Annotated in this window: 18 protein-coding genes; 7 read left to right on the forward strand and 11 right to left on the reverse strand. The window is 36.0% G+C overall.

The genetic code is table 11. The features are described 5' to 3' along the window. Positions 1–1103, reverse strand: a 1103-nt coding sequence (locus A6E03_RS06715; RefSeq protein WP_141677235.1) for a hypothetical protein, incomplete at its 3' end; no start/stop codon positions are given. A gap of 544 nt (positions 1104–1647) precedes the next feature. Between A6E03_RS06715 and A6E03_RS06720 the strand changes: the two genes are divergently transcribed. Then, positions 1648–2964, forward strand: coding sequence for a TolC family outer membrane protein (locus A6E03_RS06720; protein ID WP_065592276.1), 1317 nt, complete (start codon positions 1648–1650; stop codon positions 2962–2964). 2 nt (positions 2965–2966) lie between these two features. Further along, positions 2967–3572, forward strand: a complete 606-nt coding sequence (locus A6E03_RS06725; protein WP_065592277.1) for an OmpA family protein — start codon at positions 2967–2969, stop codon at positions 3570–3572. 63 nt (positions 3573–3635) lie between these two features. Here A6E03_RS06725 and A6E03_RS06730 read toward each other — a convergent pair whose 3' ends face one another. The 5 genes from A6E03_RS06730 to A6E03_RS06750 all read right to left on the reverse strand — a co-directional run bounded on the left by A6E03_RS06730 (position 3636) and on the right by A6E03_RS06750 (position 12089). Then, positions 3636–5750, reverse strand: a complete 2115-nt coding sequence (locus A6E03_RS06730; protein ID WP_065592278.1) for a type I secretion system permease/ATPase — start codon at positions 5748–5750, stop codon at positions 3636–3638. A gap of 1 nt (position 5751) precedes the next feature. Then, the gene (locus A6E03_RS06735; protein ID WP_065600477.1) at positions 5752–7677 is read right to left on the reverse strand and encodes an EAL domain-containing protein; all 1926 of its coding nucleotides are present in this window, start codon (positions 7675–7677) and stop codon (positions 5752–5754) included. 4 nt (positions 7678–7681) lie between these two features. Next, positions 7682–8350, reverse strand: coding sequence for a transglutaminase-like cysteine peptidase (locus A6E03_RS06740; protein WP_065600478.1), 669 nt, complete (start codon positions 8348–8350; stop codon positions 7682–7684). Positions 8351–8372: 22 nt separating this feature from the next. Further along, positions 8373–9764, reverse strand: coding sequence for an HlyD family type I secretion periplasmic adaptor subunit (locus A6E03_RS06745; protein WP_065600479.1), 1392 nt, complete (start codon positions 9762–9764; stop codon positions 8373–8375). Positions 9765–9974: 210 nt separating this feature from the next. Further along, on the reverse strand, positions 9975–12089 hold the full coding sequence (locus A6E03_RS06750) for a GNAT family N-acetyltransferase (RefSeq protein ID WP_065600480.1): 2115 nt from the start codon (positions 12087–12089) through the stop codon (positions 9975–9977). 152 nt (positions 12090–12241) lie between these two features. On the opposite strand from A6E03_RS06750, the gene A6E03_RS06755 reads away from it, so the two are divergent. Continuing rightward, a complete protein-coding gene (locus A6E03_RS06755; protein ID WP_065592283.1) occupies positions 12242–12814 on the forward strand; it encodes a nucleoside triphosphate pyrophosphohydrolase family protein in 573 nt (190 codons plus the stop codon). A 92-nt stretch (positions 12815–12906) separates the two neighbouring features. On the opposite strand, the gene A6E03_RS06760 is transcribed toward A6E03_RS06755, so the two are convergent. Both A6E03_RS06760 and A6E03_RS06765 read right to left on the reverse strand, forming a co-directional pair. Continuing rightward, a complete protein-coding gene (locus A6E03_RS06760) occupies positions 12907–13881 on the reverse strand; it encodes a ParB/RepB/Spo0J family partition protein (RefSeq protein WP_065592284.1) in 975 nt (324 codons plus the stop codon). Positions 13882–13884: 3 nt separating this feature from the next. Beyond that, positions 13885–15108: a ParA family protein gene (locus tag A6E03_RS06765; RefSeq protein WP_065592285.1), complete on the reverse strand. Its 1224-nt coding sequence runs from the start codon at positions 15106–15108 to the stop codon at positions 13885–13887. 1079 nt (positions 15109–16187) lie between these two features. On the opposite strand from A6E03_RS06765, the gene A6E03_RS06770 reads away from it, so the two are divergent. From A6E03_RS06770 to A6E03_RS06780, 3 genes are all read left to right on the forward strand, one after another. After that, a complete protein-coding gene (locus tag A6E03_RS06770; protein WP_065592286.1) occupies positions 16188–18173 on the forward strand; it encodes a replication initiator protein RctB domain-containing protein in 1986 nt (661 codons plus the stop codon). Between the two features lie 353 nt (positions 18174–18526). After that, the gene (locus A6E03_RS06775; protein ID WP_065592287.1) at positions 18527–18874 is read left to right on the forward strand and encodes a RidA family protein; all 348 of its coding nucleotides are present in this window, start codon (positions 18527–18529) and stop codon (positions 18872–18874) included. 78 nt (positions 18875–18952) lie between these two features. Then, entirely contained in the window at positions 18953–20260 is a 1308-nt protein-coding gene (locus A6E03_RS06780; protein ID WP_065600481.1) for an alpha/beta fold hydrolase, read from the forward strand. Positions 20261–20324: 64 nt separating this feature from the next. Here A6E03_RS06780 and A6E03_RS06785 read toward each other — a convergent pair whose 3' ends face one another. Then, the gene (locus A6E03_RS06785; RefSeq protein ID WP_065600519.1) at positions 20325–21098 is read right to left on the reverse strand and encodes a DUF4344 domain-containing metallopeptidase; all 774 of its coding nucleotides are present in this window, start codon (positions 21096–21098) and stop codon (positions 20325–20327) included. A 205-nt stretch (positions 21099–21303) separates the two neighbouring features. On the opposite strand from A6E03_RS06785, the gene A6E03_RS06790 reads away from it, so the two are divergent. Beyond that, positions 21304–22815 (forward strand): DUF4832 domain-containing protein, encoded by a 1512-nt coding sequence (locus tag A6E03_RS06790; RefSeq protein WP_065600482.1) that lies wholly within the window; start codon positions 21304–21306, stop codon positions 22813–22815. A 39-nt stretch (positions 22816–22854) separates the two neighbouring features. Here A6E03_RS06790 and A6E03_RS06795 read toward each other — a convergent pair whose 3' ends face one another. Both A6E03_RS06795 and gltS read right to left on the reverse strand, forming a co-directional pair. Beyond that, positions 22855–23970 (reverse strand): carboxylesterase, encoded by a 1116-nt coding sequence (locus A6E03_RS06795; protein ID WP_255310605.1) that lies wholly within the window; start codon positions 23968–23970, stop codon positions 22855–22857. 224 nt (positions 23971–24194) lie between these two features. Further along, complete coding sequence (gene gltS / locus A6E03_RS06800) at positions 24195–25421, reverse strand: sodium/glutamate symporter (RefSeq protein ID WP_065600484.1); 1227 nt, start codon at positions 25419–25421, stop codon at positions 24195–24197. Between the last annotated feature and the right edge of the window lie 205 nt (positions 25422–25626).

A 25626-nucleotide genomic window follows, 5' to 3' on the forward strand; every position in this document is an offset into this window, starting at 1 on the left:
TCGGCCACCGTTACGGTGCCCGCATCCGCTGATGTATCGACCGTTGCGCTGTCGCTGCCTTCTACTGACGTGTTGCCATACTGATCGCTTAACGTCGCCGTCACCTCGATTTCATTGCCTTCGCCTGGGCTTGGGAACGTCGTCGTCACATTGCCTGCACTGATATCTTCTGCCTCCAACACGATTAACGTGCTGGTGGTTCCGTTGCTTACGGTGATCGTGTCACCCGCCACCGCGCCCGCTGGTAACGTCACTTTCACATCAATGTCACCACTTAACTCTGCGTTATTGATCACACCATCATCGTTACTATCTCCGATGATTTCAACCACAGGCGCCGCGTTGTTCTCGCCCGCTAACGTATCGACTTCAAAGCTTGATTTATTAGATTGTGGACCCAAATCCCCATTTTGATCTTCAATGTCAGCACTAAGCTCATACTTGCCATCAATTGGTCTCGGTATCGTTATTTCAACTTTTCCGTCCGTGATATCATTTTCTGTAATTAAATGTTTGCCAACGACAGTATTTTTATCATCGCGTAATTCAAGAAAGTCACCCACACTAGTACCGGCAGGAAGCATAATTTCTACTTGAATACCATCAGCAGCATTTGTTTCATTAATTACTCCATTTTCATCAACTTCTCTAATAGAAATACTTGGAGCTATTTTTCTTACGCTATTAAATTCAGGAAACTCAAAACCACCAGTGTCTTTAAAAGTTTTATATTGTTCTAGCAGAGTTAAACTTTGTGTTCTTGATAAACCAATAGCCTCTAATGAAGAGGTATCAAAATCAGTTTCTGCAATCGTACTTTTACCGATACGCTCAATCTCAGTAGAAGCAGTTAAACTTGAACCAGATTCTTCCCCTGCAGCTGGAGCTTCTGAAATCAAACTAGGGTCTTCACCATTAGATATAGCTTCAAGAATTTCATTAATATTGTTTTTTTCAGGCAGATCAGAAAGCTCTACGGAAATGGCACCAGATTCATTTTCTACAATTATTTCACCAGGTAATACCTTTTCACCTTCATTAATCAATTTTAGGTTACCGTTTCTATCGATAATAATTATTTTTTCTGATGCAATTAAAGCCATGACATTGATTCCCAAATCCATTTATAAACAAATATTATTTATTGAAGCCACATTAGACATTATAGTTATTAATTTATCATATACGCAACAAATCAGCCACATAACAAAAGACAAAAATAACGAAAGAAAAGTGTCTATACTTATAACTTATAACTTATAACTTATATAAAAAGTTTATACTGAATCACAAAAAGTAACGATTACCTCTATGATGTTCAGTGTAACAATTTGAATAATTAGGAATAAATCAAATAAACCGAATAAAAAGCCACAAAAATCTTATATCTAAGACCTTTTATCCTATTATTGATACAGAAGTTTAAAAACTTGGCCAAATTAATGATTTATCATTAAATAAACTGCTAACTGCTCAATGTTTCAATAAGTTAAACTTTGCTTTTTAAATTAATATCACGTAGCATTTATTCTATAAATGCCGTACAAAAAAAACACATAATAATGACATTTCACTCATTACTAACTAGATAATATTAATACCATGCTCATTTTATCGCTGAAGGTACGATGATTTAGGAGAAACACTTTGAAATGGATGAAACTTGCAACTTACAGCAGCTTGCTAGTTTTGAGCGTATCAACTCAAGCTCAAACATTAGAGCAAGCAATATCACAAACACTAACAACAAACCCAGAAGTAAAAAAAGCATATAACTCATACTTGAGTTTTGTTGCTGATAGCGATAGCATTTCAGGGAATTATCTACCATCAATAGATTTAGATGCAGGTATTGGCTATGAACAAATCAATCCTGTCAGTGGTAACGATACGGATTTAACACGTAAAGATGCAACTCTATCTTTAACCCAGTTAATTTGGGATGGTTCAAATACAATTAATGATATGGATAGAACGGATGCAGAAGCCGAATCCGCTCGATTACAATTAATATCTTTATCAGAAAATAAAGCACTAGATGTGTCACAAGTTTACTTAGATGCAGTCAAAGCAACTGAAGTTCTTGCACTTTCAGAAAGTAATCTTGCGATACACAAGAAAATTTATAAAGACATAAAAAGAAGGGCTGACTCAGGTGTCGGTTCAACTGCTGACGTATCTCAAATAGAAGCACGTATCGCTAGAGCTCATGGTAATTTACTTGCGGCTCAAAACAACTTATTTGATACACATACAGTGTTTACACAAATTGTAGGTTCTCCTCCTCAAGCTCTCATTTATCCTCGCGCTGATGCCAATACTCTTCCTTTAAGTTTACAAGAAGGTATCGAAAGGGCTTATGAACACCACCCTGTGATTTTAACTGCTCAATCAGACATACAAGCAGCGAAATACCAATATGCACAATCCAAAAGCACAAACTACCCCACTTTTTCTTTTGAAGCAGCACAAACATGGCGAGATGATGCTGGTGGTATAGAAGGAAACAGTGATGAATTTTCTGCAATGGTACGTATGCGTTACAATCTATATAACGGTGGTAGTGATAGTGCACTATCAGACAAAAGTGCGTATCAATTAAATATGGCCAAAGATTTACGCGATAGCGCTTATCGTAACGTTGAAGAAGGATTTCGCCTTTCTTGGAGTGCGCTAGATTTAACATTACAACAAAAAGAGTTTTTAGCTGATCACGTAGATGCAGCTTCAGACACTGTTATTGCGTATGAAAAACAATATCGTATAGGGAAACGTACTTTACTTGATTTATTAAACACTGAAAATGAATTATTTGAAGCCCGTAAATCTTATCTAGACGCTCATTATTCTGAACAATTTGCAAAATACCGAGTACTACATGCTACTGGTACATTAATTCCATCACTACTCATTGATACCCCAAAAGAATGGGATTCAAAAAAATCTAAAGAAGAGGAGAAATAAGTATGAAAAAGTCTATTTACCCCGTTCTTATGATCACTCTTTTTTTAACTGCTTGTGTTTCTGGTGATAGAGACTACATTGAGACACCTAAATCAGATCAAATTGCAAACTTAAAGGATGCTGATTACGATGGTGTTATTAATGCTAGAGATATTTGCCCAGGAACACCACGTGGTGCAGAAATAGATAATGATGGTTGCGCTGAATATGTAGAACATTCAGATAAAAAGGAATTAAAAATTCTTTTTGCTAATGACTCTTCTGAAATCTCTCCTATTTTTAAATCAGAAATCAGAACGATGGCTGAATTTCTTATTGAATATAAAGAAGCATCAATTCAATTACAAGGTTTTGCAAGTCAACAAGGTAACGCTGAATATAATATTCGCTTATCGGAATTACGAGCATCTTCCGTTCGTGTGGCTTTAATCGAATATGGTGTTGAACCAAATAGAATTGAAACGGTAGGATTTGGGGATACATTATTAACTGCAAAGGGAGATTCTGCAGTGAGTCACGCTTTAAACCGTCGAGTTGTTGCGACAGTAGTAGGTTTCAGAGGTGACGTTGTAAACGAGTGGAATATTTTTACACGTAAAAAGAAATAATGACTATCTGAAAATATAAAAATAGGCCGTTAATTAACGGCCTATTTTTTTATCTAAGTAAAGTTAACTAACTGCCCTTACCTTTCCCGTCTTCAACTCATCTAATACTTGACGCTTAGGACCATCTGCTATGATATGCCCTTTTTCCATTACAATAATACGGTCAACAACATCAAGCATAGATGTCTTATGCGTAATAAGGATTAATGTCTCTGATGGTTTTAAATGAGATAACTGATTCTTAAACAACATCTCTGAGCGATTATCCATACTACTGGTAGGTTCATCTAACAATAAAACAGGAGGGCGACCAATCAGAGCTCGAGCAATAGCAACAGATTGACGTTGGCCTCCTGAAAGTAATAAGCCCCCTTCACCGACTTGACGCTCAAGGCCAGCAGGATCCTGCTGTGTAAATGCAGTTACGCCAGCGCGATTAGCTGCGTCCATCATTTCAGCATCATCGGAGAGTTCTCGACCTAAGATAATGTTCTCTCTAATTGAACCATAAAACAGCGTAATATCTTGTGGGACACAGCCTATATTACGTCGTACGTCAACATGATGAAGCTGGGATATGTCAGTATCATCTATTCTAACAGAGCCCTCTGTCGCTTGATAAAGCCCCATAATTAGGCGTTCTAATGTCGTTTTACCCGAACCAATTCGACCAATAATTGCTACTTTTTCTCCAGGATTAATCGTAAGACTAATATCTCGAACTGCGGAAACTTGGGATTCAGGATAATTAAAATTAACTTTATCTAATTCAATTTTTCCTTGAAGAATAGGCCTGTGAATATAACGTTTACCTTCTTCTTGTTCATCAGGCATCTCCATTAATTTTTCAATGATCGTCATTGACGATTTGGCCTGATTGTAACGTGTCGACAATAGCGATATTTGAACTAATGGGCCAATGGCTTTACCGCTTAACATAGTAGATGCAATTAAGGCTCCCATCGTTAAATCACCATTTGCTATTAAATAAACACCAACAATGATCATTCCAATATTAACGGCCTGTTGTACAAACCCAGCCATATTCTGAATTGAGTCAGTAATGCGCCGACTTTTAATACTCCAATTCGAAATATGGGTAACGGCTTCTTCCCATTTATATTGAAATTGGCTCTGGGCATTAAAGATCTTTAATGTTTCTAACCCAACTAAGCTTTCAATCAAATTCGCATATTTCTGTGAAGCCAGACGAGAACCTTCTTCTATCGTTTTCTTTAAAGGCCCTTGAATAATAGCGGCATGTATCAATAACAAGATGATCCCTACGATAGGAACAAGAACAATTGGCCCTCCAATAAGATAAATTACAAATAAGAAAAGCAAAGCAAATGGCAAATCAATTAGTGCAGCAATCGTTGCTGAAGTAAAAAACTCTCTAATTGATTCAAATTCTTGAAGATGTCGAGCAAAAGCACCAACCGAAGGGGGTTTGGCTTCCATTCTAATCCCTAAGACTTTCTGAAATAACTTAGATGAAATTAATACATCTGACTTTTTACCTGCAACATCAATAAAATACCCTCGAATATATTTCAAAATAAAGTCGAAAATAAAGACAACAAAAATACCAGAGGCTAATACCCATAAAGATTCAAAGGCTAAATTTGGTACTACTTTATCGTACACTAATCGAGTAAACATAGGTGTAGCAATGGCAAAAATATTAATTAAAATAGAAGCAATCAAAACATCTCGATAAATATGTTTTGATTCAAATAAAGTACTCCAAAACCAATGACCTTCACGTTTCTTCAATATCTCAGGAGAGCGGTCATCATATCTAAATTGTTTTTTTAATAAAAAATATCGTCCTGTATATTGTGAAGATAGTTCATCTATAGAGATCGATATTGGCATCATCCCTGAACTAGCAGTAATAATTTCTGCGTGTTCATTATCAGCGTCAAATCCAATTAATACGCACGACTCCCCGCCTTTTAGTAAAAGAACGGCAGGTAATACTAATTGAGGTATTGTTAATAACTCCCCTTGGTTTTCTTTGGCTACTAATCCACCTCTCTCTGCGGCTCGAGAAAAGAGAAAAGGCGTTAACTTACCATCCTGTAAAGGCAGCCCATTAATAAGTGCCTCAGGCGAATTCACTTGTCCGTAATAACGCCCTACATAACATAGTGAATGTAATAATGAATCTTTCATTTTATTCACCTTTTATTTTTTCATTTATAAAAAAACCTTGGAACACATCAATATTATGTTCTGATAATAATTCAAGTTGTTCTTTATTTTCTACTCGTGATGCGATGGTAATAATCCCTAAGTTTTTCGCCGTTCTTGAAATAGACGCTAAAATGTAGCGTTGTTTTTCATCATCTAATTGATGAGTAAACAGATAGTCTAATTTTACATATTTAGGCCTAAAGGTTTCTATATATTCTAATGATTCAAAATTTCGACCAAAATTATCTACACCAAATTCAGCACCAAATGCACGGATTACATTACATAATAAGGCAGCATGATCTTCATTTTCAATAAATGACGTTTCTTGGATCTCAAAATGCAGGAATGACGTTATCGATTTATTTTTCTTTAATACTTTAGTTAGCCAGCGTACAAAACTTGGATCTTCTATGCTTCCGTTCGCTAAGTTAATCGCCACTGGTTGAAGTATCTCTTTTGAAAGAATACGTTCAATCATGGTATTAATAACAAATCGATCAAACGATGAGGTTTCATTCAATTGCTCAAGAGCAAATAAATATTGATTTGCAGAATAACGTTGATTATCTTTCTCTATCGCAGAAAAGACTTCTTGATGAAAAACAGCCCCCGAGTTTGTTGTGGCTAGTTGTAATGTAAAGTCAAATAAGTGTTCATTTATTGCCTCATCAACAAACTGCTTCCACTCCTGCTTACCCATCAGTTCATGTTCACTTTCATCTGCAATATAACCAAACAATAATTCTGGGCTTGCATGAGCTTGTGTTAATGCATTATCTGCTAAAGATAATATCTCTGTCGTTGTTTTTCTTGATTCATTAAATACAACACCAAGATTCACATCAATAGGCGCCGTTGCTGTAGGATCCCCCTTGATATCTTGGGTATAGGCTATAATATTTTCAGCCGCTAATTTAAGTTCATTTTCTTCAAAATTTGGAAAGATAAAACCAAATTCATACGAATTTAATCGAGTTAAAATTACATTTGTTGATGGCAATGTAATTTTCAGTAAATCAGCAAGCTCTTTAACTTTTGCATCACCAGCGTCATACCCTTCTTCTTCATATACTTTATTTATAAAATTAACTTTAAATAGAGCAACCCCACCTTTACCTGATTCAGATAACCATGTATTTAATTGAGCCATAAAAAAAGCACGGTTGCCAAGCCCAGAAATAGGGTCAAGGTAAACCTTATCTCTTAACTTCTCAGCTTCTTTAGCTTGTGACTTAAAACTTTGTGCTATTTGTGATGACATAGAGTTTATCCCGATGATCACAGCTTCTAAATCTTTTGTCTTAGGCTTTGCTAATTCACGACTAAAATTATTCTCTGACACTTCCTTCATTTTCACAATAATTAACTGTAACGGAGATAATGCACGTCGAACAACAAAAGCGATAATTATAATGCCCAGTACTATAACAATGAAAAAAGTGGTCAATAGTTGCGTTAATGCATTCCATAACTGCAGATAAGCATATCCAGGATGGGTAACAATCTCGACTTCCGCTAGTTGTAACCAACCACTAGTAATAATTCGACTCTCTGAAATAGTCCTAAATAGATTCAGATCAGAAAACCACTTTGGTACTGCTTCTATTTTCAATGGATAAACACGAACAATTTCATCATTAGTACTAAACAACGTTAATCGTACGGCTGAATAATAACTGCCATCAAATAACGCGTTAATGACAGATTCTGCTGCCACTTTATCTTCATTTTCAAGATATGGGGCGAGAGCTAAACCAACCGTATTTATACTATTGTTTACTTCTGAGTGTTGTTGGTTCTCTAAAAATTTTTGAGTGTTCAAGAACTCAATGGAGAAGACAGAGATCATTAATATTAAAAAGACGGCTGTCATCCATGATACTAGCTGTTTATATAATGTCATTTCACTACTCATCATAATTTATAATTGGGTGATTCAATCTCAGGTCTTTATTTCTTGCTCGTAAATCATTCCATAAGCTTAACCTGGAAGATTGACCTGCCTGTTGTCCGTTTCCGTTACCTTTCATTAACCATAGATGTTGACCATTAAAACTATAAATAGGCAATAAATCGGTTCGCTCTGTAGCGGGTTTTATTTCTTTATCTATATTGTCCAAAATCAGTGGAACTGAAGATGGGGTTGGATAATATGCTAATACCATGTGGAACTGATTCAGCTCCAATGCTTTTAGATAAATTAATCTTAATTTTTTATCTGGCACACCAAGCTCTAATAAAGAAAAATACTTTGCAATTGTAAAATCCTCACAATCACCAGCATTACTTCCTAAGAATTCTAATGGTGTAGCCCAATAATCTTTTTTACCCCAAAGTTTAATATCATCAACAAAGTACAACTGGTTAAAAAATTGGTTAATGTTATCTAGTTTTTCTCTTTCTGTTTTATTGTTTAATTCAACAATTAACTCACGCCAAGTATTAACTCTTCTTGCCGCTCTTTCCCCGTACTCTTCTTTTACCGCTTTAATCAAAAAACTGTCTTGCTGAGTCAAAGCTGCCGTTGTTAAAGAGAGTATTATCAAGGGAATAATGAATAACCACTTAGTTCTCATTACTGATTCTCCTTATTTATACTCACTCCTTAAGCGCAGAGCCTTTAACTTGCATAATAGGTTTCAGTAAATAATCTAAAATACTTCTTTTCCCTGTAATTATATCTACTGATGTTGTCATACCTGGAATAATATAAAATTGTGTTTTCTCGATTAAATCATCTTGTGAAGTTCTAACTCTAACTAAATAAAAGCTATTCCCTTCTTCATCCTGAATAGTATCAGCACTGATATGCTCTAAAGTCCCTTGCAAACCACCATAACGTGTAAAATCATAAGCACTAAATTTAATAATTGCAGGAAGGCCCGGTCTTAAAAAAGCAATGTCTTGTGGCGCAATTTTAGCTTCAATCAATAACGTATCTTCTGTTGGAACAATCTCTATTAAATCCATACCAGGCTGAATAACACCACCGACGGTATTAATATAAATTTTCTTGATTGTTCCGGTTACTGGTGAAAGAACAATGGTTCGATTTACTTTATCTTTCAAGCCAACTTGTGACTCTGTTAATGCTGATAATTTATCTTGTATGCTGTTCAATTTTTCTTGTTGTTCAGATCGGAATTTAAGTGCTGCATCGATACGATTTAATATAGCTTCTTGAATGGTGGAAGTAAGTACTGGAATTTTCAATTCTGTGGAGGTTAACTCCCGCTTCGTATCATTAACTTGACGTTGTAATTTAAGTAATTCAATTCTAGGAACAACGCCTTCATCAGCTAAGGGCTTTGTTATATCAAATTCTTTTTTGGCTAATCTATAACTTGATTTTAAACTTCTCACCCGAGATTTTATTTCAATTAGATCTTGTTGCTTTTGTTTTACCTGTTGGTCAAATACATTAATTCGGTTTTTTAGATTATTCATATCCGCTTTGTATTCTGCCATTTGTCTTCTAACAACAACTGGATTTTCTTTAATAAAGTCTTCTTCAAATTTTAATTTATCTGTAGATAAGATTACCGACTCTTTCCAACGTTTCTTATTATTAATATCTTGAATTAAAATACTGTCCATTGATGCGGAGAGTTGCATTCCACTGGCAGTTAGATTAACCAACTGTTTTTTTCGTTCTCTAAAATCTGAACGGAAACGAGTATCATCAATCAATAATAATTGTTGCCCTTTAATTACTTGGTCACCTTCTTTAACTAGCATCTCTTTTACTAATCCTCCCTCAAGGTTTTGAACAACCTGTAATTGAGAGGAAGGAATAACCTTTCCTTGTCCAACGGTTACTTTATCTATTTCAGCCCAAGATGCCCAAGCAATAGCGATACAAAAGAAAAGAACTATAATCCATAAAAGGATTTTAGCGTTAGTTGGTGTATTAAGAAGTAAGGCTGCGGTTCGGTCATCAACAAAATCCAACTCTTCTTTTTTTAGATTATTAAACCCATTTTCATTCATTTCAATATCCCTAAACAACAGTCCAAATGAATAACATTCCTATTACATTAATATATAGCATTTTTGAATAACTCACTAGATTAATTGTTTTTTTTTAGGACCTTGATAACAATATGAGAAAAGGGGTTACGATTGGATTTACAGTGTAAATTGACTTAGGGGAGATCGATTTACACTGTAAATTGAGAGGGGTATTTTAGATACGATACATTACGATTTACACTGTAAATTGTGCATCAACACTTTGATTGATTCTCGAAGTTTCTTTTCCGCATTTTTACGACCTACTAAATTACATTTAGATATGACTTCCTGCCAACTTCGCACTTGAATAACCTTTGTAACAATTACACTCTTCTGCTCAAGAGATAACAATTTAACCGCAACAATGTTAGCTAATACAAACTTTCGTAGCTCGTATTGAATTAACTCAAAACCTAAACCACCGTGAATAAAAATAGTAAGACGTTTCAGCATCAGTGCGTTAATAGGCTCAATATTAGAAATGCCACCTAATAAACTTAATACTTCATTCACGTTCAAATCAGAGAAGGTTGACATTAATTGCTCAGGAAAAGATGCGCTGAAATAATCAGTGGCTACAGGTAACCAATTCTCGCTTATCTTTTTCAATGGTTTGATTGCTAACAATGAGTGGGTTCCACTTGCTTTATCTTTGCTTATTCCCAAGCGTACAAATGTGAAACCTAATGAATTCCAAAAATTATTTAGTTCAGTGACGGAGCCAAAGCTAGTACTAAGGTAGTCTACTGATGTTTTTAAATAACGGCTCTCAATAAATTTCATAAATTGAGTTCCAATACCATAATGCTGATAACCAACAGCAACAGCAATTCTCATTATTCGAATACTGCATTGAGCAGCAGGTTCATCAATGCATAATGTTTGAGTTAACGACACTGGAGCTAAATGCCCTTTAGGTCTTCTTTTTCCATATTGAATATCATGTATCAAACTGAAATCTAACCCGCCCTCTTTTGATACTAAAGAACAACAAAGTAAACGCTTTGAGTTTTTATCAATGCCTATCCAACAAGAAAGAGTCGGATCTGATAATAATGAAAACCAATCATTTGGCGATGTTTGATAATGAGCCGACACTAATAAGGAGAATAATGATTGAGCAAGAAGCGCATCACCCAATAACTCAATAATAGATAACTGACGATAATCTATTGATAATGACGGAGCCATGTCTATGTCTAATGCGCTATCAGAGACATCATTGGTATGATTTAATAAAAATACAGAAGATAACCACGATTCAAGTGGATCATTTATATTCCATCGGATCGGTTGTTTCATTTCAATAGAACGGTAATTAGGTCGTAATAACTGAAGTTGTTTCTTAAATTTAATTTCAAAACCACGCCCTGTACCTTCATAACCATTAATCGTTGTAGAAAAAAGTATCCGTGTGTATTTTTCAGATAAGGCCATTAACATTGAAGCTGGTATTGCAGCGGCCTCATCGACACACAATAAATCAAAAGAATGATCTCCTTTTAGTAGTTCATCTGGTGCTATATAAATAATATTAGAATCGTTCATTGTTAAGCTATTTTTATGACTATTCACGTGAATCTTATTCAGTATCGCAGTAGACGCCGCTCGTGAAAATATTTCATCTACACTAGCTCGTTGCGGAGCAGTTATACCAATAGTCAATGTTCTCGATTTCGTTAATTCAGCGATAGCAATTCCGATCGCTGATGATTTACCTCTTCCACGATCGGCCGTCATTACCAGTGGCCTTTTCGTATGACCAGTGACTACTTTCTTTATCGCTTGTACTGCTAACTCTTGATCTTGTGAGCGATAAATTAATGAATCAACCGTTGAATTAGCAGATTTAAGTTCTGGTTTATCAGGTAAAGCATATAGATACTCATCTTCGCTGATACACACCATTTTCTTTTTAAAAAGTGATAACCACTCATAAACATGAGAAGGAAGTGTTGAATTTGATGATTGAATAAAAAAGACGATCCCTCCTCCCACTAACGTTCCACAAATTGCATTGATGGCATTAGCATTAAATTCATTAGATATATCGATAATTAAACAATCTGTTTCTTGCCCTAATTTTTTTAATGCTGATTTAATAGGATATGCTGATAATCCTTCAATATTCAAATCACCATACAACTCAATACGCTTTAACTCTGAAAATGGGTTTTGAAGATAAGACTCAATGAATTTTTCACACCACGATATTGAACCTTCAACAAGTACAGGATAACGGACATAACCATTAACAGCATAAGAAGAGATAGTGTTTAATACTGACAGCGCAGAATGCATTGCAAGATGTCCATTAAAAATAATAAAGATGAGAGGTAAATTGTAGCATGAGATAGATATTTACTGTCTATTCAGAAAGAAAGTATGACGCAACAAATAGGGAAAAGGTATAATAGCTATTACATTTAAGATTTCATCATTTAGGAAAAAAAATGCATTTAAGTCAACTAACACAACCTATCTACGAAAAGTTATATAAAGATATATCTCAATTTAGAACCACATTTGACTTAGCAGTTGAAGCTCCTGAATCACTAGATGAAAAAAATGACCTACTGCATACTTCTTTAGCGATTGAAGAATTAACAGAGTTAGCGGAAGCTGACAGTAAGATAGAGCAGGCTGATGCTATCATCGATACCGTTTATGTATTAATGGGACGTGCTGTCCATCTAGGCACTGTGAATTTAGAAGATAATTTAAGTATCTCTTACTTAGTAGATTTACTATTAAACGTTGCTAAAAATCTAAATATCGATTTTTTACCATGCTGGGATGAAGTACATTCAAGTAACATGAGTAAAGTATGTAAAACAATAGAAGAATATCAAGCAACTTACGACTTCTATGCAGAGCAAGGCATTGAATTAATGTCTACAGAAAAAGGCGGATTCATTATCGCTAAATGTGCTAAGAACGTAGAATTAGAAAATAAAGTAATTAAACAAGGCAAAGTATTAAAGTCTGTAAACTATCGCCCAGCGGATCTTGCACCATTAGTTTAATATTCATTAATTAAACTGCATTACGAATACATAAAAAAAGAGCCTGATTTAGTTTATTAAATCAGGCTCTTTTTTATTAAAGAATAAAAGTATTAAGACACTCTTTGACTTATATACGCCAAAATATCTTCCATTAACGCGTCATCTACTTTCTTTAAGCTGACTGTTAATGCTGAACCTTTACGTTTATAAGATGCTCGACCTTTCACTAGTTCCGTACTTAACGGTTTTGTTGGTTCTGCTTTTGGTAATAAATCTTCAATCCAAACTTCAATAAGTTCAGTTACTTCTTTTGTCATTCGGCTAACGCCAAGTGCAGTAGAACGCATCCAAAGAGCACCTTGATCTCCAGCACACTGATTAAGCAATACGGTTTGTTCCTCTTTAGATAACGTATTATAGAGCTTATGAAGCTTAACGACGGTAGGACGGCCTATTTCACTCACACTTGGGTAAGCTTGAAGTAATTCTAAAGGCAACGTTGCGGCTTTTAGAGCCCCGCTCACTAAAGCTTCACTACACTGACATACTTTTGCTAATTCTTTTTGGTCAGCCACATCACCACGAGCCAACATTGCATGCATTTCTTTACCACGTTCATATAAAGAAAGCGGCTTATGTGCGTTAGCGACATCAGAAAGAAACTTAGCGTGTTTCGTATTAATGCCTTCAGCTACATAAATTAAGAAATCTTGCTCAGCTAAAATACACGACATACGACGGCGACTACCGTCGAGAACTTCAATCTTTCCACCTTCAACAATACGACCAACCGCAGGGTATTGCTGACCACGATCACGCAGTGTTGAAAGAATATCAGATAAGGCATGTTCAGTTAAAAAAGACTGTTCGCGTGCATTTTCAGCAAAAACAACGGTAGCGTTACTTACCTCTTTTGCCGGAATTTTACGTAATTCAAACGTCACCATGTCTTCACCAGCAACCGCTAGTTCAATAACTTGAGCTTGAGATTTTGCTGCTTTTTGAGCTTCAACAGGGGTTGTAGCTCTGCGCTTATTCGTTTTACCAAACAATTTTGCATTTAAGTCTGATGTTTTAATTGCCATCGGTTAGTACTCCCCTTTATTTAACGAATTCCAGTGGCTATGTAAAACACGTTCAAACTCTAAAGCGCACTTTTTCACTGCATCTTGAGCTACTGCCAATGTTTTTTTACCACCTTCAAAATCAGCTGCCGTTAAATCAAAAACAGTACTGTAGGTATCAGCACAAATTTCAAATGCTCGACTTCTTGGGATCGTAGCCATCATCACTTGGTCAGCCAATAAATAATTCATTTCAGTAAGTACTGACACTTGTTTTTTATTGTCATCTTCAAACATAGTTGGCATAAGACGAACAAATTCTAAACCATGCCAATCTTCAGGGAACATTTCATACACGGTTGGTAAATGTTGGAAAAAGTTTACAGTTGATGCCCAATCTAAACGCTTAGCTGCACATGGAATTAATAATGAGTTAGACGCATACATGGCATTCCATACCAATGGATCAACGTGCGGACCCGTATCGATCATGATCACATCAAATTGATCAGCAATTGGGTCTATAACCTTTTCTTTCAATAGCTTAACAATATCTAAAGAACCATTTGTTGATAAATCCTGCCATGCTTCTGCGTTAAACATTGCATCTTCAGGGAAAGCTGAAATAGTTTTCAAATTCGGATATTGCGTGTTCAACAACACATTTTTAGCCATAAACTGACCATCAATAACTTCATTTTCTGGCACGTTATCAAGCATGATATCAACAGCAGAATAGATAGTATCTTGCTCTGAAACACTGATTTGAGGGTTTAAAAATAAACGAAGAGACCCTTGTGGATCTAAATCGATTAAGCAAATACGGTAACGTTTTTCTAAATTTAGAGCCAGACAAGCAGCAAGGTGAACAGCACTCATTGACTTACCTGTTCCCCCTTTTTGGTTCTGAACATTTACAACCCAAGGCTTATTATTTACATTTTTTTTCTGTTCATGAAAAGAAAGCATACCCGCCGCTTCCATTAACATATGAGCTTCTGTTAATGAAATAGAATAATGGTTAGCGTTATTTTTTGTAAATTGATGACCTTCAGATTCTAAACGAGTAATTGCTTCATCTAACTTTCTTCTCGTTAAACCAGAACGAGTTTCCATCATTGCTTTAGACATTGGAGGAAAATGCTCATCATTTCTTTCTTCAAGAACCAATTCAATACGATCAGATTGAACTTGTTGGGTCTGCTCTGCCAATGCAGCTAAATTAGCAATGGTTTTTTCTCTATTCATAATATCCGCCAGTAATGTAACTATGAAAAGAATTGTACAGCAATAATAGTTAATTTCAACTAATTGCTGAACGTCAAATATAATTCTGTGATGTACATTAAAATTTAAAAAAACTAACAAAGCTGTAATTTAGCTAAATAAAGAACATTATTTAGCTTGATAATACGAGGTAAAACTCACAAAAGTAAAAGTGTTACACTGTCACTAATTGGGATTTACAGTGTAAATTTTACCGGAAGCGTGTAATTAGGTCTATATTTTACGGCTATTGTATTTTCAATAAAAAAATCAAAAAATAATAATTAATAACGCGTAATTAGACCCTATCATAGTTGGGGCTCAAAGCTATTGAACGAAGCATGATCAAGGGGAAAATTATCTAAAATTAAGACGATATACACTGTAAATTGAATGAGTATTAAAGGAAGCATGATCAAGTAGATATACTTCACGGAAGCATGATGTCCATCTCATAAATTACAGAGAATGTATATTCCAAAAGGCTTTCTAGAAGATCTAGCATCAAACAACTAGATTCGAAAATTTAGAATACCACTTGATCATTCTTTCTAGATCTACATAAAGTCTGAAAATAAGATCTCAAGGGATATATAAAAACAAAAACGAACGTATTTGCAGAAATAATCACATAAGCATACAGCAGTGACTTCTAAAATATAATTCACAGATGGAAAAGCACTAAAAACCACATAATAATGATCCTTTCTGTGGATAACTTGTGTTTAAACCATGATCATTCTTCAGTTAGATACCTGATCATCGGTTCTTATTGATGATGATCATGCTTTTGAATATTAGTGATCATAGATCCGGCTTGTTATTGATCATGCTTTCTAGGAACTCTTGATCATGCTTTCATTGCGCAAAAAAATAAGATGTTTATATACAATGACTTACAAGTAAAAAACCAACCAGATCATAGATCAATATAATCATATAGATCAGTATTAATCATAAAGATCAGTTTAAAAGAATAATAATTTTTTTCTTTATTTAAAGATCCAATTCCATTAACCTATACGAAAGAATGATTAAAATACAATGAATGTCAGTTGAAAATGAATCATATAAAAACAGCAGATAACGAAAAGATCTACATTCCTTTCCCAAGAGATCACAAGGGAGGACACTTATTTGAAATACCAACAAATTTAGTTGATTGGATTACTCAATATCAACATTTTAAAGGTGTGACAAAAAGTATTTTAGAATTAATGAATTTAATTTCATTAAAAGGATTTTCATCAACTGATGGCTTAGTTTCAACAACTGAGATTATAGAAACAACAGATGGACATCTTACTAGAGCAGCTATTCAGCAACGTTTACGTACTGCTGTGAGTATCGGTTTATTCGAGCAATATCCAGTTCGATTCGAACATGGATTAGCAGGTAAAACCATGCTGCATAAATTTATTAATCCATCTCAATTGATTTCAACGTTAGGTATTACAAGTTTAAAATCAGAGCAAAGTCATGAACAAGAAAAACAAAAACGTTCTAAAGCACTCGCTCAAACTCAAGTAAACCGCCAATTTTTAACTGAACATGGTTTAAGCATTCCTCCAAGTATGCGAGATGAAGCAGATCAATTCGTTGTATCTCCAACAAATTGGGCTGGTATTATAGATCAAGCATTAGCACCACCACGTACACGTAAAAATTATCAAAAAGCCATGGTTGCGATCTCTGGAACTAAAGCGATCATAGAAACAAGATCATCAAAAAACATCATGACTGTTGATGATCTTATGACTCTTTTTGCTCTGTTTACGTTAACTGTTCAATATCATGATCACAATCAAGATGATTACCATATTCAAACCAAAACAATGGGAAACAAAACACCCATTTATATCACTGATATTTTAACTTTACGTGGAAAAAAAGACTCTGGACCAGCTCGAGATTCAATTCGTGAAAGTATTGATCGTATTGAATTTACTGATTTTCAATTACATGAACTTACAGGTCGCTGGTTAAGTGAAAATATGCCAAAAGGCTTTAAAAGTGATCGTTTCCGTTTTTTAGCTCGAACGATTACCGCATCAGATGAAGCACCAAAGGAAGGCAAAGACGGTGAAATAAAAATTAAGCCTAATTTGTATATCTTAGTATGGGAGCCTTCCTTTTATGATGAATTGTTAACCAAAGATTACTTCTTTTTGTTTCCACCAGAGATCTTAAAGCAACATACGTTGGTATTTCAGCTCTATAGCTTCTTCAGAAGCCGCCTAGCACGTCGAATGACAGATAACCTACTCCTGAGTGAGATAAATCAAAAACTCGCTCGTAACGTTGATTGGAGACGATTTTCTTTAGATCTCATTCGAGAATTAAAAAAATTAGCAAAAGATAAAGTGACCGATGAATTATTTATTGTAAATCTTTGGGGCTATCATCTAACGATCTCAATGATTGATAAGAATGATAAATTACCAGATTATCAAGTTGATATTCGTTGTGATCCAGAAGAAGTGATCCGCTATTCTCGAGCTAGAACCACGAATGCAGGGAAGCGTAACATGGCACCAACAATGCCAAACCCATTACGTAATGAGATCATGCCTAAGCAGCAACTTGATCAGCTTTCCACGATCATTGATGGTGAATTTGAACCGATTAAACGAAATACCATCAATAAATCAGGTCGTTTAGGTCGTCGTGTAAAACTTCGCAAACATTCAGCTGAAATTAATGCTGATGAATTGACGATAACATTAACCAAATATACCTCAGAGCAAGCGTTAGAACGAAGTATAATGGCGTTGTCAGCGATGACAGGGCACAGTTCATCATCTATCTCTGAAGAGTGTAAAGAACTGCAAGAAAAATTAGATTATTTAAAAGTCGGTGGAGAGATCTTACCTTACGAAACACTAAGTAAAACGATTGAATTTTATAATAGTCAAGATCATGGTAAACACTTGTCGATTGAGAATTTGATCGCAGGTCTTGCGGTACGAAGAAAGATCAGTAAATTGGTTTTTCTCCAGAACTATGATCAAGACGTTTTACGCGCTTTGGATGAAATGGCGGGTTAGTGACATCGTTGACATATTTATGGCTGTACTCTGACATGTTGATGACAAAAGAATAAGGTTGAAAGCTATCATTACAAATGAATAGACAACCTTTGTCCTTTACCAATCGAAAGATTGGCTCATATTGTTACACATCTTACGCTTATTAATTTAATAATCGTATTGGCGAGCCTAGTGCTCGCCGTTTTTTTATCTATCTATAAATCCCTCTTGCACTCCCCGTATCCTATGACTCCATGATCATTCTTCCATTATGAAATAAGGCTTTAACGCGAAGAGTCCTCGTATTTCCTTTCATTTTTTATTACTCTAGCACTCTAAATTACACCTTAATATTTTAGAAGTAGGTAAGCATGATTGAACGTCAAGAAACAAAGCAGCGTATGAGCCGTATCGTTAAACATAACGGAACGATTTATCTATGTGGTCAAGTTTGTGCAGATGCAACCAAAGATATAGCAGAACAGACGCAAACCATGCTTGATAAAGTTGATCTACTGTTAGATCAAGCAGGCAGCTCTCGTGAGCATATGTTATCAGCCACGATCTACATTAAAGATATGAAAGATTTTGCTGAAATGAATGCGGTTTGGGATGCATGGGTGCCAGAAGGTCACGCTCCAGCGCGTGCATGTGTTGAAGCGAGCATGGCTCGTGAAGCGCTTCTTGTTGAAATATCAGTAGTAGCTGCTGAAAAATAATAAAAAATAGATAACTAAAATAATAACTTACTTAGTTTATCTTTGGGTAGCTAAGTAAGCTTGATATAAGGAAATGTCATGCTCAATCATTCAGAACCCGCGTTTTATCTTGATGGTGTAAAGTATCAATCTCATCATTTTTCTTTGCCTCTTAATTATGATGATTACACCGCTACCCCTGATCATGTTTCCGTTTATGCTCGTGAATTAGTAAAAACAGAAAATAGCGATCTTGATCTTCCGTATTTAGTTTATTTTCAAGGTGGGCCTGGTTTTCCTGCTGCTCGCCCACTCAGTAATTCTGGTTGGTTAAAGCGTGCCTTAGAACAATATCGAGTGATCTTATTGGATCAGCGTGGTACGGGATTAAGTTCTCCTATCACCACTCAAACGATCCAACACTTAGACCCAATAAAACAAGCAGAATATTTAAGCCACTTTCGAGCTGATAATATCGTTCGTGATGCTGAATCAATTAGAAAGCATTTTAACGTTGATAAATGGGCCATCATTGGCCAGAGTTTTGGTGGGTTCTGCTCACTAACTTACTTATCATTATTTCCTGATAGTTTACTGGCTTCGTATATTACTGGTGGGATCCCTTCTATTACACGTGATATTGATGATGTTTATCATGCGACATATAAACGAACGTTAGATAAAAATAGTGAATTCTTTGCTCGCTTCCCACGAGCGCAAGAGATGTGTGATCGCATTGCAAACAGCTTACTCGATCAGTCGGTTACTTTGCCCAATGGCCAGATCTTCACCGTTGAGCAATTTCAACAAATGGGTATCTGTTTTGGTATGGCGGGAGGAGCAGAAGAGCTCTATTTCCAATTAGAAACAGCTTTTGTCGATGTAAATGGCCAACAAGAATTAGGTTATGGCTTTTTAAATTATGTACTTTCACAGCAAGCGCATTTAACTAATCCACTGTATGCGATTTTACATGAGTCGATTTATTGTCAACATAATGCTTCAAAGTGGTCAGCACATCGAGTGAGAGAGAGTTATCCTCAATTTAACCACCAGAAAGGCGCTCCACTGCGTTTTACCGGCGAAATGGTCTATCCATGGTTCTTTAACCAGCTTGAAACCTTAAAGCCATTAAAAGAAGCTGCAGAGCTTTTGGCGGCAAAGTCTGATTGGCCAAATTTATACAATGTTGAGCAATTAGCAAAGAATACGGTTCCCATGGCTGCGGCAACGTATGTCAATGATATGTTTGTTGAGTTTGATTTCTCTCGTGAAACGTTAAAGTCTATTCCTAACTCTAGAGCATGGATGACCAGTGAGTATGAGCATAATGGCTTGCGAGTCGATGGGGAGAAGATCTTATCAACTCTAATATCAATGGCTGAAGATATTAAAGCCATTCAATAAGCTTTTTTATTGATCCAGAAGCATGATCAAGTAGGATTCAATCCCTTGATCATGCTTCTTATATTTAGTTTGTTTGCTTAAAATAATGATCCCAACTTTGACTTAATGAATCAAATTGAAACTCACAAAACTCTTTCCTATCCTTCAAATAATCGTTTTCGACTTCATCCAATAAATGACTTTGCTTTTTTGGATCACTACCATAAACAAGGCATAAGGTAGAGAAATAGCGCTGTAAATCAAAGCTATGTTCATCTATGTACTCTCCGAAATCGTAGTAATCAGGTCTATCCTCAGACTCAAATGCAAACATATCTGCTGCACTTATCGCAATATCATCACCATTATCTACATAGTTTAATAATAAGATGGTTGCAAAGTTATCGACGGCATCTTCTTCTTTTCCTAAAACCGGAATGTTCTGATCAGCGATAAAAGCATGGCCTGCCTCATGTAATAAAGTATGAAGTAGAGTATCAAGGGCACCTAACTGTGGCGATTTATTAAAGCGTTCTTGGTATTTATTTTTTGAAAAGTAATCGAGTGATTCTTGATAAAACGAATAAGGGATCTGTATCGTATGAAAGTTAGGGTCATAGAGTGGCCCTTCCGTGCTTCCATATTGAATGGTGACTGTTTTATTAAATGGGAAATAGTCGTTAGAAAGTTCTGTCAATGTGTCATTAATGCCACTTTCTTTTATCGTTTGCTGAATTGTAATTTCTTGCTGATTTAAAGGTTTTGAATATTGTATTGATATATTAGGGTTTTCAGCAAAGCTACATAAACTGATGCCCATTAAGGCAATGAATAGAGGGGAGCGGATATCTGTTTTCATAGTTAGTCCATTAATCATACCTTGAGTTAGTTGTAGCATAGTATAAGTAAATTAAGGATCCAGAAGAATACACCCTTGATCATGCTTCTGATTTGAGCTCAATCTTCTTTATTAGAAGTAAGAATAAAGGAAGATCTGACAGAGGATTTACATGTTTTATCTTTTACTTTGTAAACTTTAGTTAGTTTATCTGTTTGGTTTATTTATGCATTTCTTAAAAGTATTCCCTTTCTTGTTGTCGTTATTTTTGATGGGCTGTGGTTCTGATGACTCTTCGCCGACAGATCCCATCAATTATTGTGATACTACAATGGGTAGTACAGTAACTGAAAAAGGAGATTTAGTTACAACGAAGCCAAAAATTAGCTGCCAAGTATTGGTTAATCCTGATATTGGTTTTAGTGATTTTCACTCAATTTCTATTCATGATTATGAATACGGTGCTATTCCATCTTATCCAGAGACGAGCACAGTCTATTTTCGGTGGTATTGGTCTGAATTAGAAAAAAGTGACGGTGTTTATAATTTTGCTTTGATAGATAAGCAACTAAATGATGCTAAAGAGGCTGGAAAAAAATTGATGTTTCGAGTCATGGCCATGGGTGAGACTGATACAGGTGACAATTCAATACCTTTATGGTTTTCTGCTAAAGGAAAAAACGTAGTTGTGAATGAAGGGAAAACTGTATTTGTACCTGATTACACATCAAGTGATTTTCGTACTCAAATTCAAGATTTACTTGCCGCATTAAGCACTAAATATAATAATCCAGACGATATTACGAGTGTAGATATTGGCGTTATAGGTTCTTGGGCTGAATGGCATTTAGAGGAGGCTTATCCTAATGAGCCAGCTTTAGGAGCGCATTTAAACGATAATACTCTTTTTGAATCCCCATTAGTTTTTACTGAATATGTCACGATGCATCAATCTAGCTTTACTCGTGTTCCAACGGTGATGTTAATTGGCTCTGAAGATAAGAGAGAGACATTTTTAGCTAGTGCTGTAGCAAATGGTTCAGGGTGGAGGGCTGATTGTTTAGGAGATAAAGAAGGCTATTATGGTCCAGGTTGGAATCACATGGAAGATGGCTATCCTCATGCTCTTGATAACGCCAATGCTCACGATGCATGGAAACAAGCTCCCGTTCAATTTGAAACTTGTAACGATATGACATTGTGGAAGACAGATCATCATTTTACTGAAAAAGATGTTACTGAGGTATTTGATTATGCACTTAACCACCACGCGTCGTTAATTAATGCGAAATCAAAACCTATTCCTGATGAGTTTCAGCCTGCAGTTCAAGACGTTCTTAAAAAGCTAGGCTATCGTTTTGAGCTAACCTCTTTAACGCATTCTAAAGAGGTTAATTCATCAAGTACGATGACTATCACCTCTGAATGGAAAAACAGTGGTGTAGCACCTTCTTACTACCCATATCGACTTGCTTATCGCTTTGTTGATGCATCAGGGAAAGTAGAGATAACTCAAGAGACGTCAGGGAATGTTTTAGATTGGTTACCGGCAGAGACTAGAGTAGGAGATGCTCCAGTGATTACTATTGATGATCAAATAACCGTCCCTGCTTTAGCTGGTGAGTATGATTTACAAATTGCTTTAGTTAATGATCTTGGAGAGGCGAAAATCAAGCTCGCGATAGATATGCCACAGAAAGAAAATTGGTACACAATCTCTAATATTCAGGTGAATTAATAAAAGTAGGCCCGTATACAGATTGAATACGGGCTTATTTTATTTTTCAGACATAACATGATCTAACATTTCCATGCTTTGTTCAAAGTAAGGGTTATAAGTTAAGCGAGCAAAAATCTTACCTTCTTCTTTTACGCCATAAGCAGAAAACCATACTTCTGCTCCTTCTTCACAAGCCAATTCTTGCTCTTTTGTCTGCCCATTACTGCAAATTCTCACGGATCCGTTTTCGCCATATTCAGGATTAATAGGTGAAAATAATAGCCCCATGTGAGATCCATCGACTATTTTTAGATCTGGACGGTTCATGCTAAATGTAGTGGCATTATTTGCAGGAAATGTATTTTCCCCTTGCCACACTAAGTGATTTTTAACATTAGTGAATTGGGTTTTAAAAACAGAGGTTGCAAATGTCGTATCGATGACATGATCTCCCTCACTGGCTATCATAAATACGGGTTTGGTGTATTTTTTACCCTTAAGATCCTGCTGGACAACTTTCACCGTATCATAATAAACCGCTGCACCATGCATAGGGAGTGAGTTATAACGAATAGGGTTCGTTTCAGGATCTTGATCTGCCCACGTTACAAAATAACTTGCGATTTTTGCAAACTTAACGGTGGATGATCCCGGCTTAAACGCCGGAGAAAACAAAAGTAATCCTGCGATATTATCGTCTTTAAGTGCTTCAGAGGTAACAAGGTTCGCCCCTGTCGAATAACCACCAAGCCACACTTCATCTGTTTGAGCTTTAAGTAATTGGGTATGATGATGAACGACATTTTGCCAGTCTTCTAAACTAGGCAGCATGAGATCTGCCACTTTACTGCCATGCCCTGGAAGTAATATTGAGCGAACTAAATAACCTTGATCAGCTAGGTGCTGAGCAATATCGATAAAAGAAAAAGGGGAGTCACCCAAACCATGAACTAAAAGCACGCCTTTTCCGTTTGGCTTATTTGGCTTTATTTCAAAAGGTAAATTTACAGAAAGTTCTTTTTCTAGATCGTTACTTTTAAATACTCGATGTTCAGTTAACCACTGTTTGGTTTCATCCATGTACTGTTGAAAGCTGTTTTGTGAGTCGTTAGGCAGAGTATCGGATGGTACATAATTAGCGTCTGTGGTGGATTGGCTGCATGCGCCTAATATTGCCAGAGATCCAATGACTGCAAAGCGCGAAAATAATGATGAAATCACGTAAATGGCCTATTGAACGGTAATAAGATGAGATTAGTATAATCTAATAAGCATGAACAGAGTGTGAATACTTATAGGCATAATAGGTCTGCATACATGCTTTCTAGGCACATAAAAATAGCCAGATGTTAAGTCTGGCTATTTTTATGTGAAGAGCTTTCTAGAAGAGGGAAGTGTTATCCTACGATACCAATAAAATAAGGAATAATAAGCGCGTTAGCGAGATCGATAAAAAAGGCACAAACCAAAGGCACGATAATAAAGGCTTGATGTGAATTACCATACTTCTGCGCTACTGCTGACATGTTTGCCATCGCTGTTGGGGTAGACCCTAGTGATATCCCTCCAAATCCGGCACAAACCACTGCTGCATCGTACGTTTTTCCCATAAGAGGGAAGACAACAAAGATGGCAATACATATCGCAATAAAGAATTGAGCTGCCAAAATAATAAAGATAGGCCCCGCTAAGTCGACTAAAGCCCATAATTGCATACTCATTAAAGACATCGATAAAAATGCCCCTAAGGCCATATCAGCAATCAGAGCAACCGCAGGTTTACGAGCAGGCCAACGAGTACCAGTTAAGCGGGGGTAAGACGCTGGTATTAAGTTAGAAATTAAAATACCGGCAAACAAGCAACTCACGAACAAAGGAAGATCTAATCCAAGCCCAGAGACCACTTCATTTAAGATCGCCCCTAATATAATACAGATGTGAATGGCGAGCATCGCGTCTAAAAAATCATAAGAGGTAATGCGAGTTTGCTTGGAATCTTGTTGAGTTCCAACGTCAACCTTTTCGCCTTCAGTCGCTTTTAAATTGTGTTTATTAATTAAATATTTTGCTATTGGACCACCCATTAAACTGGCAAGAATTAACCCAAAGGTGGCACTTGCAATGCCTATCTCCATAGCGGTATTTAAATCGAATTGCTCACCAATCTTTGGTGCCCATGCGATAGCGGTTCCATGACCGCCAATTAAAGAAACAGATCCACTTAACAAACCAAAAACAGCTGGCTGATCAAGCAGCAAAGCGAACCCTATGCCGGTGAGGTTTTGAATAAACATATACCCGATGGTGATGGTTAATAAAATGATGAGAGGCTTACCACCTTTAAAGAGATCTTTAAGGCTGGCGTTAATACCAATAGTCGTGAAGAAGTAAACCAGTAGAAGATCACGAGTAGCTAAATCAAAAGAGACATCAACCTGTGTTACATAATGAAGAACAGCGAAAAGAACAGAAACAAGAATGCCACCAGAGACGGGTTCTGGAATACTAAATTCTTTTAGCCAATAGCTCATCTGTGTTAGCCGACGACCTAAGAAAAGAACAATTATCCCGAGTGTAATTGCTAAAAATGATTCGATGTGTAGCACACCGTCAACGAAGTTCATAAATAATCCTTTAATATGAAAATATTGGAAAGATTCATCATAACTGGGTTTGATAACGGCTTTTATTCTGTAAGGTTATTTCGTGAACTGCTTCTAATTTTTATTTGTTAATTAATTGCTGTTTCATTGCATAGATCTGAAAATGAAAAGCCAATAAAAAATGGTTTAATTACAATAATTAAAGAGATCTTCTTTTCAGAGAGTT

The sequence above is a fragment of the Aliivibrio sp. 1S128 genome (assembly GCF_001691065.1).
GTDB lineage: Bacteria > Pseudomonadota > Gammaproteobacteria > Enterobacterales > Vibrionaceae > Aliivibrio.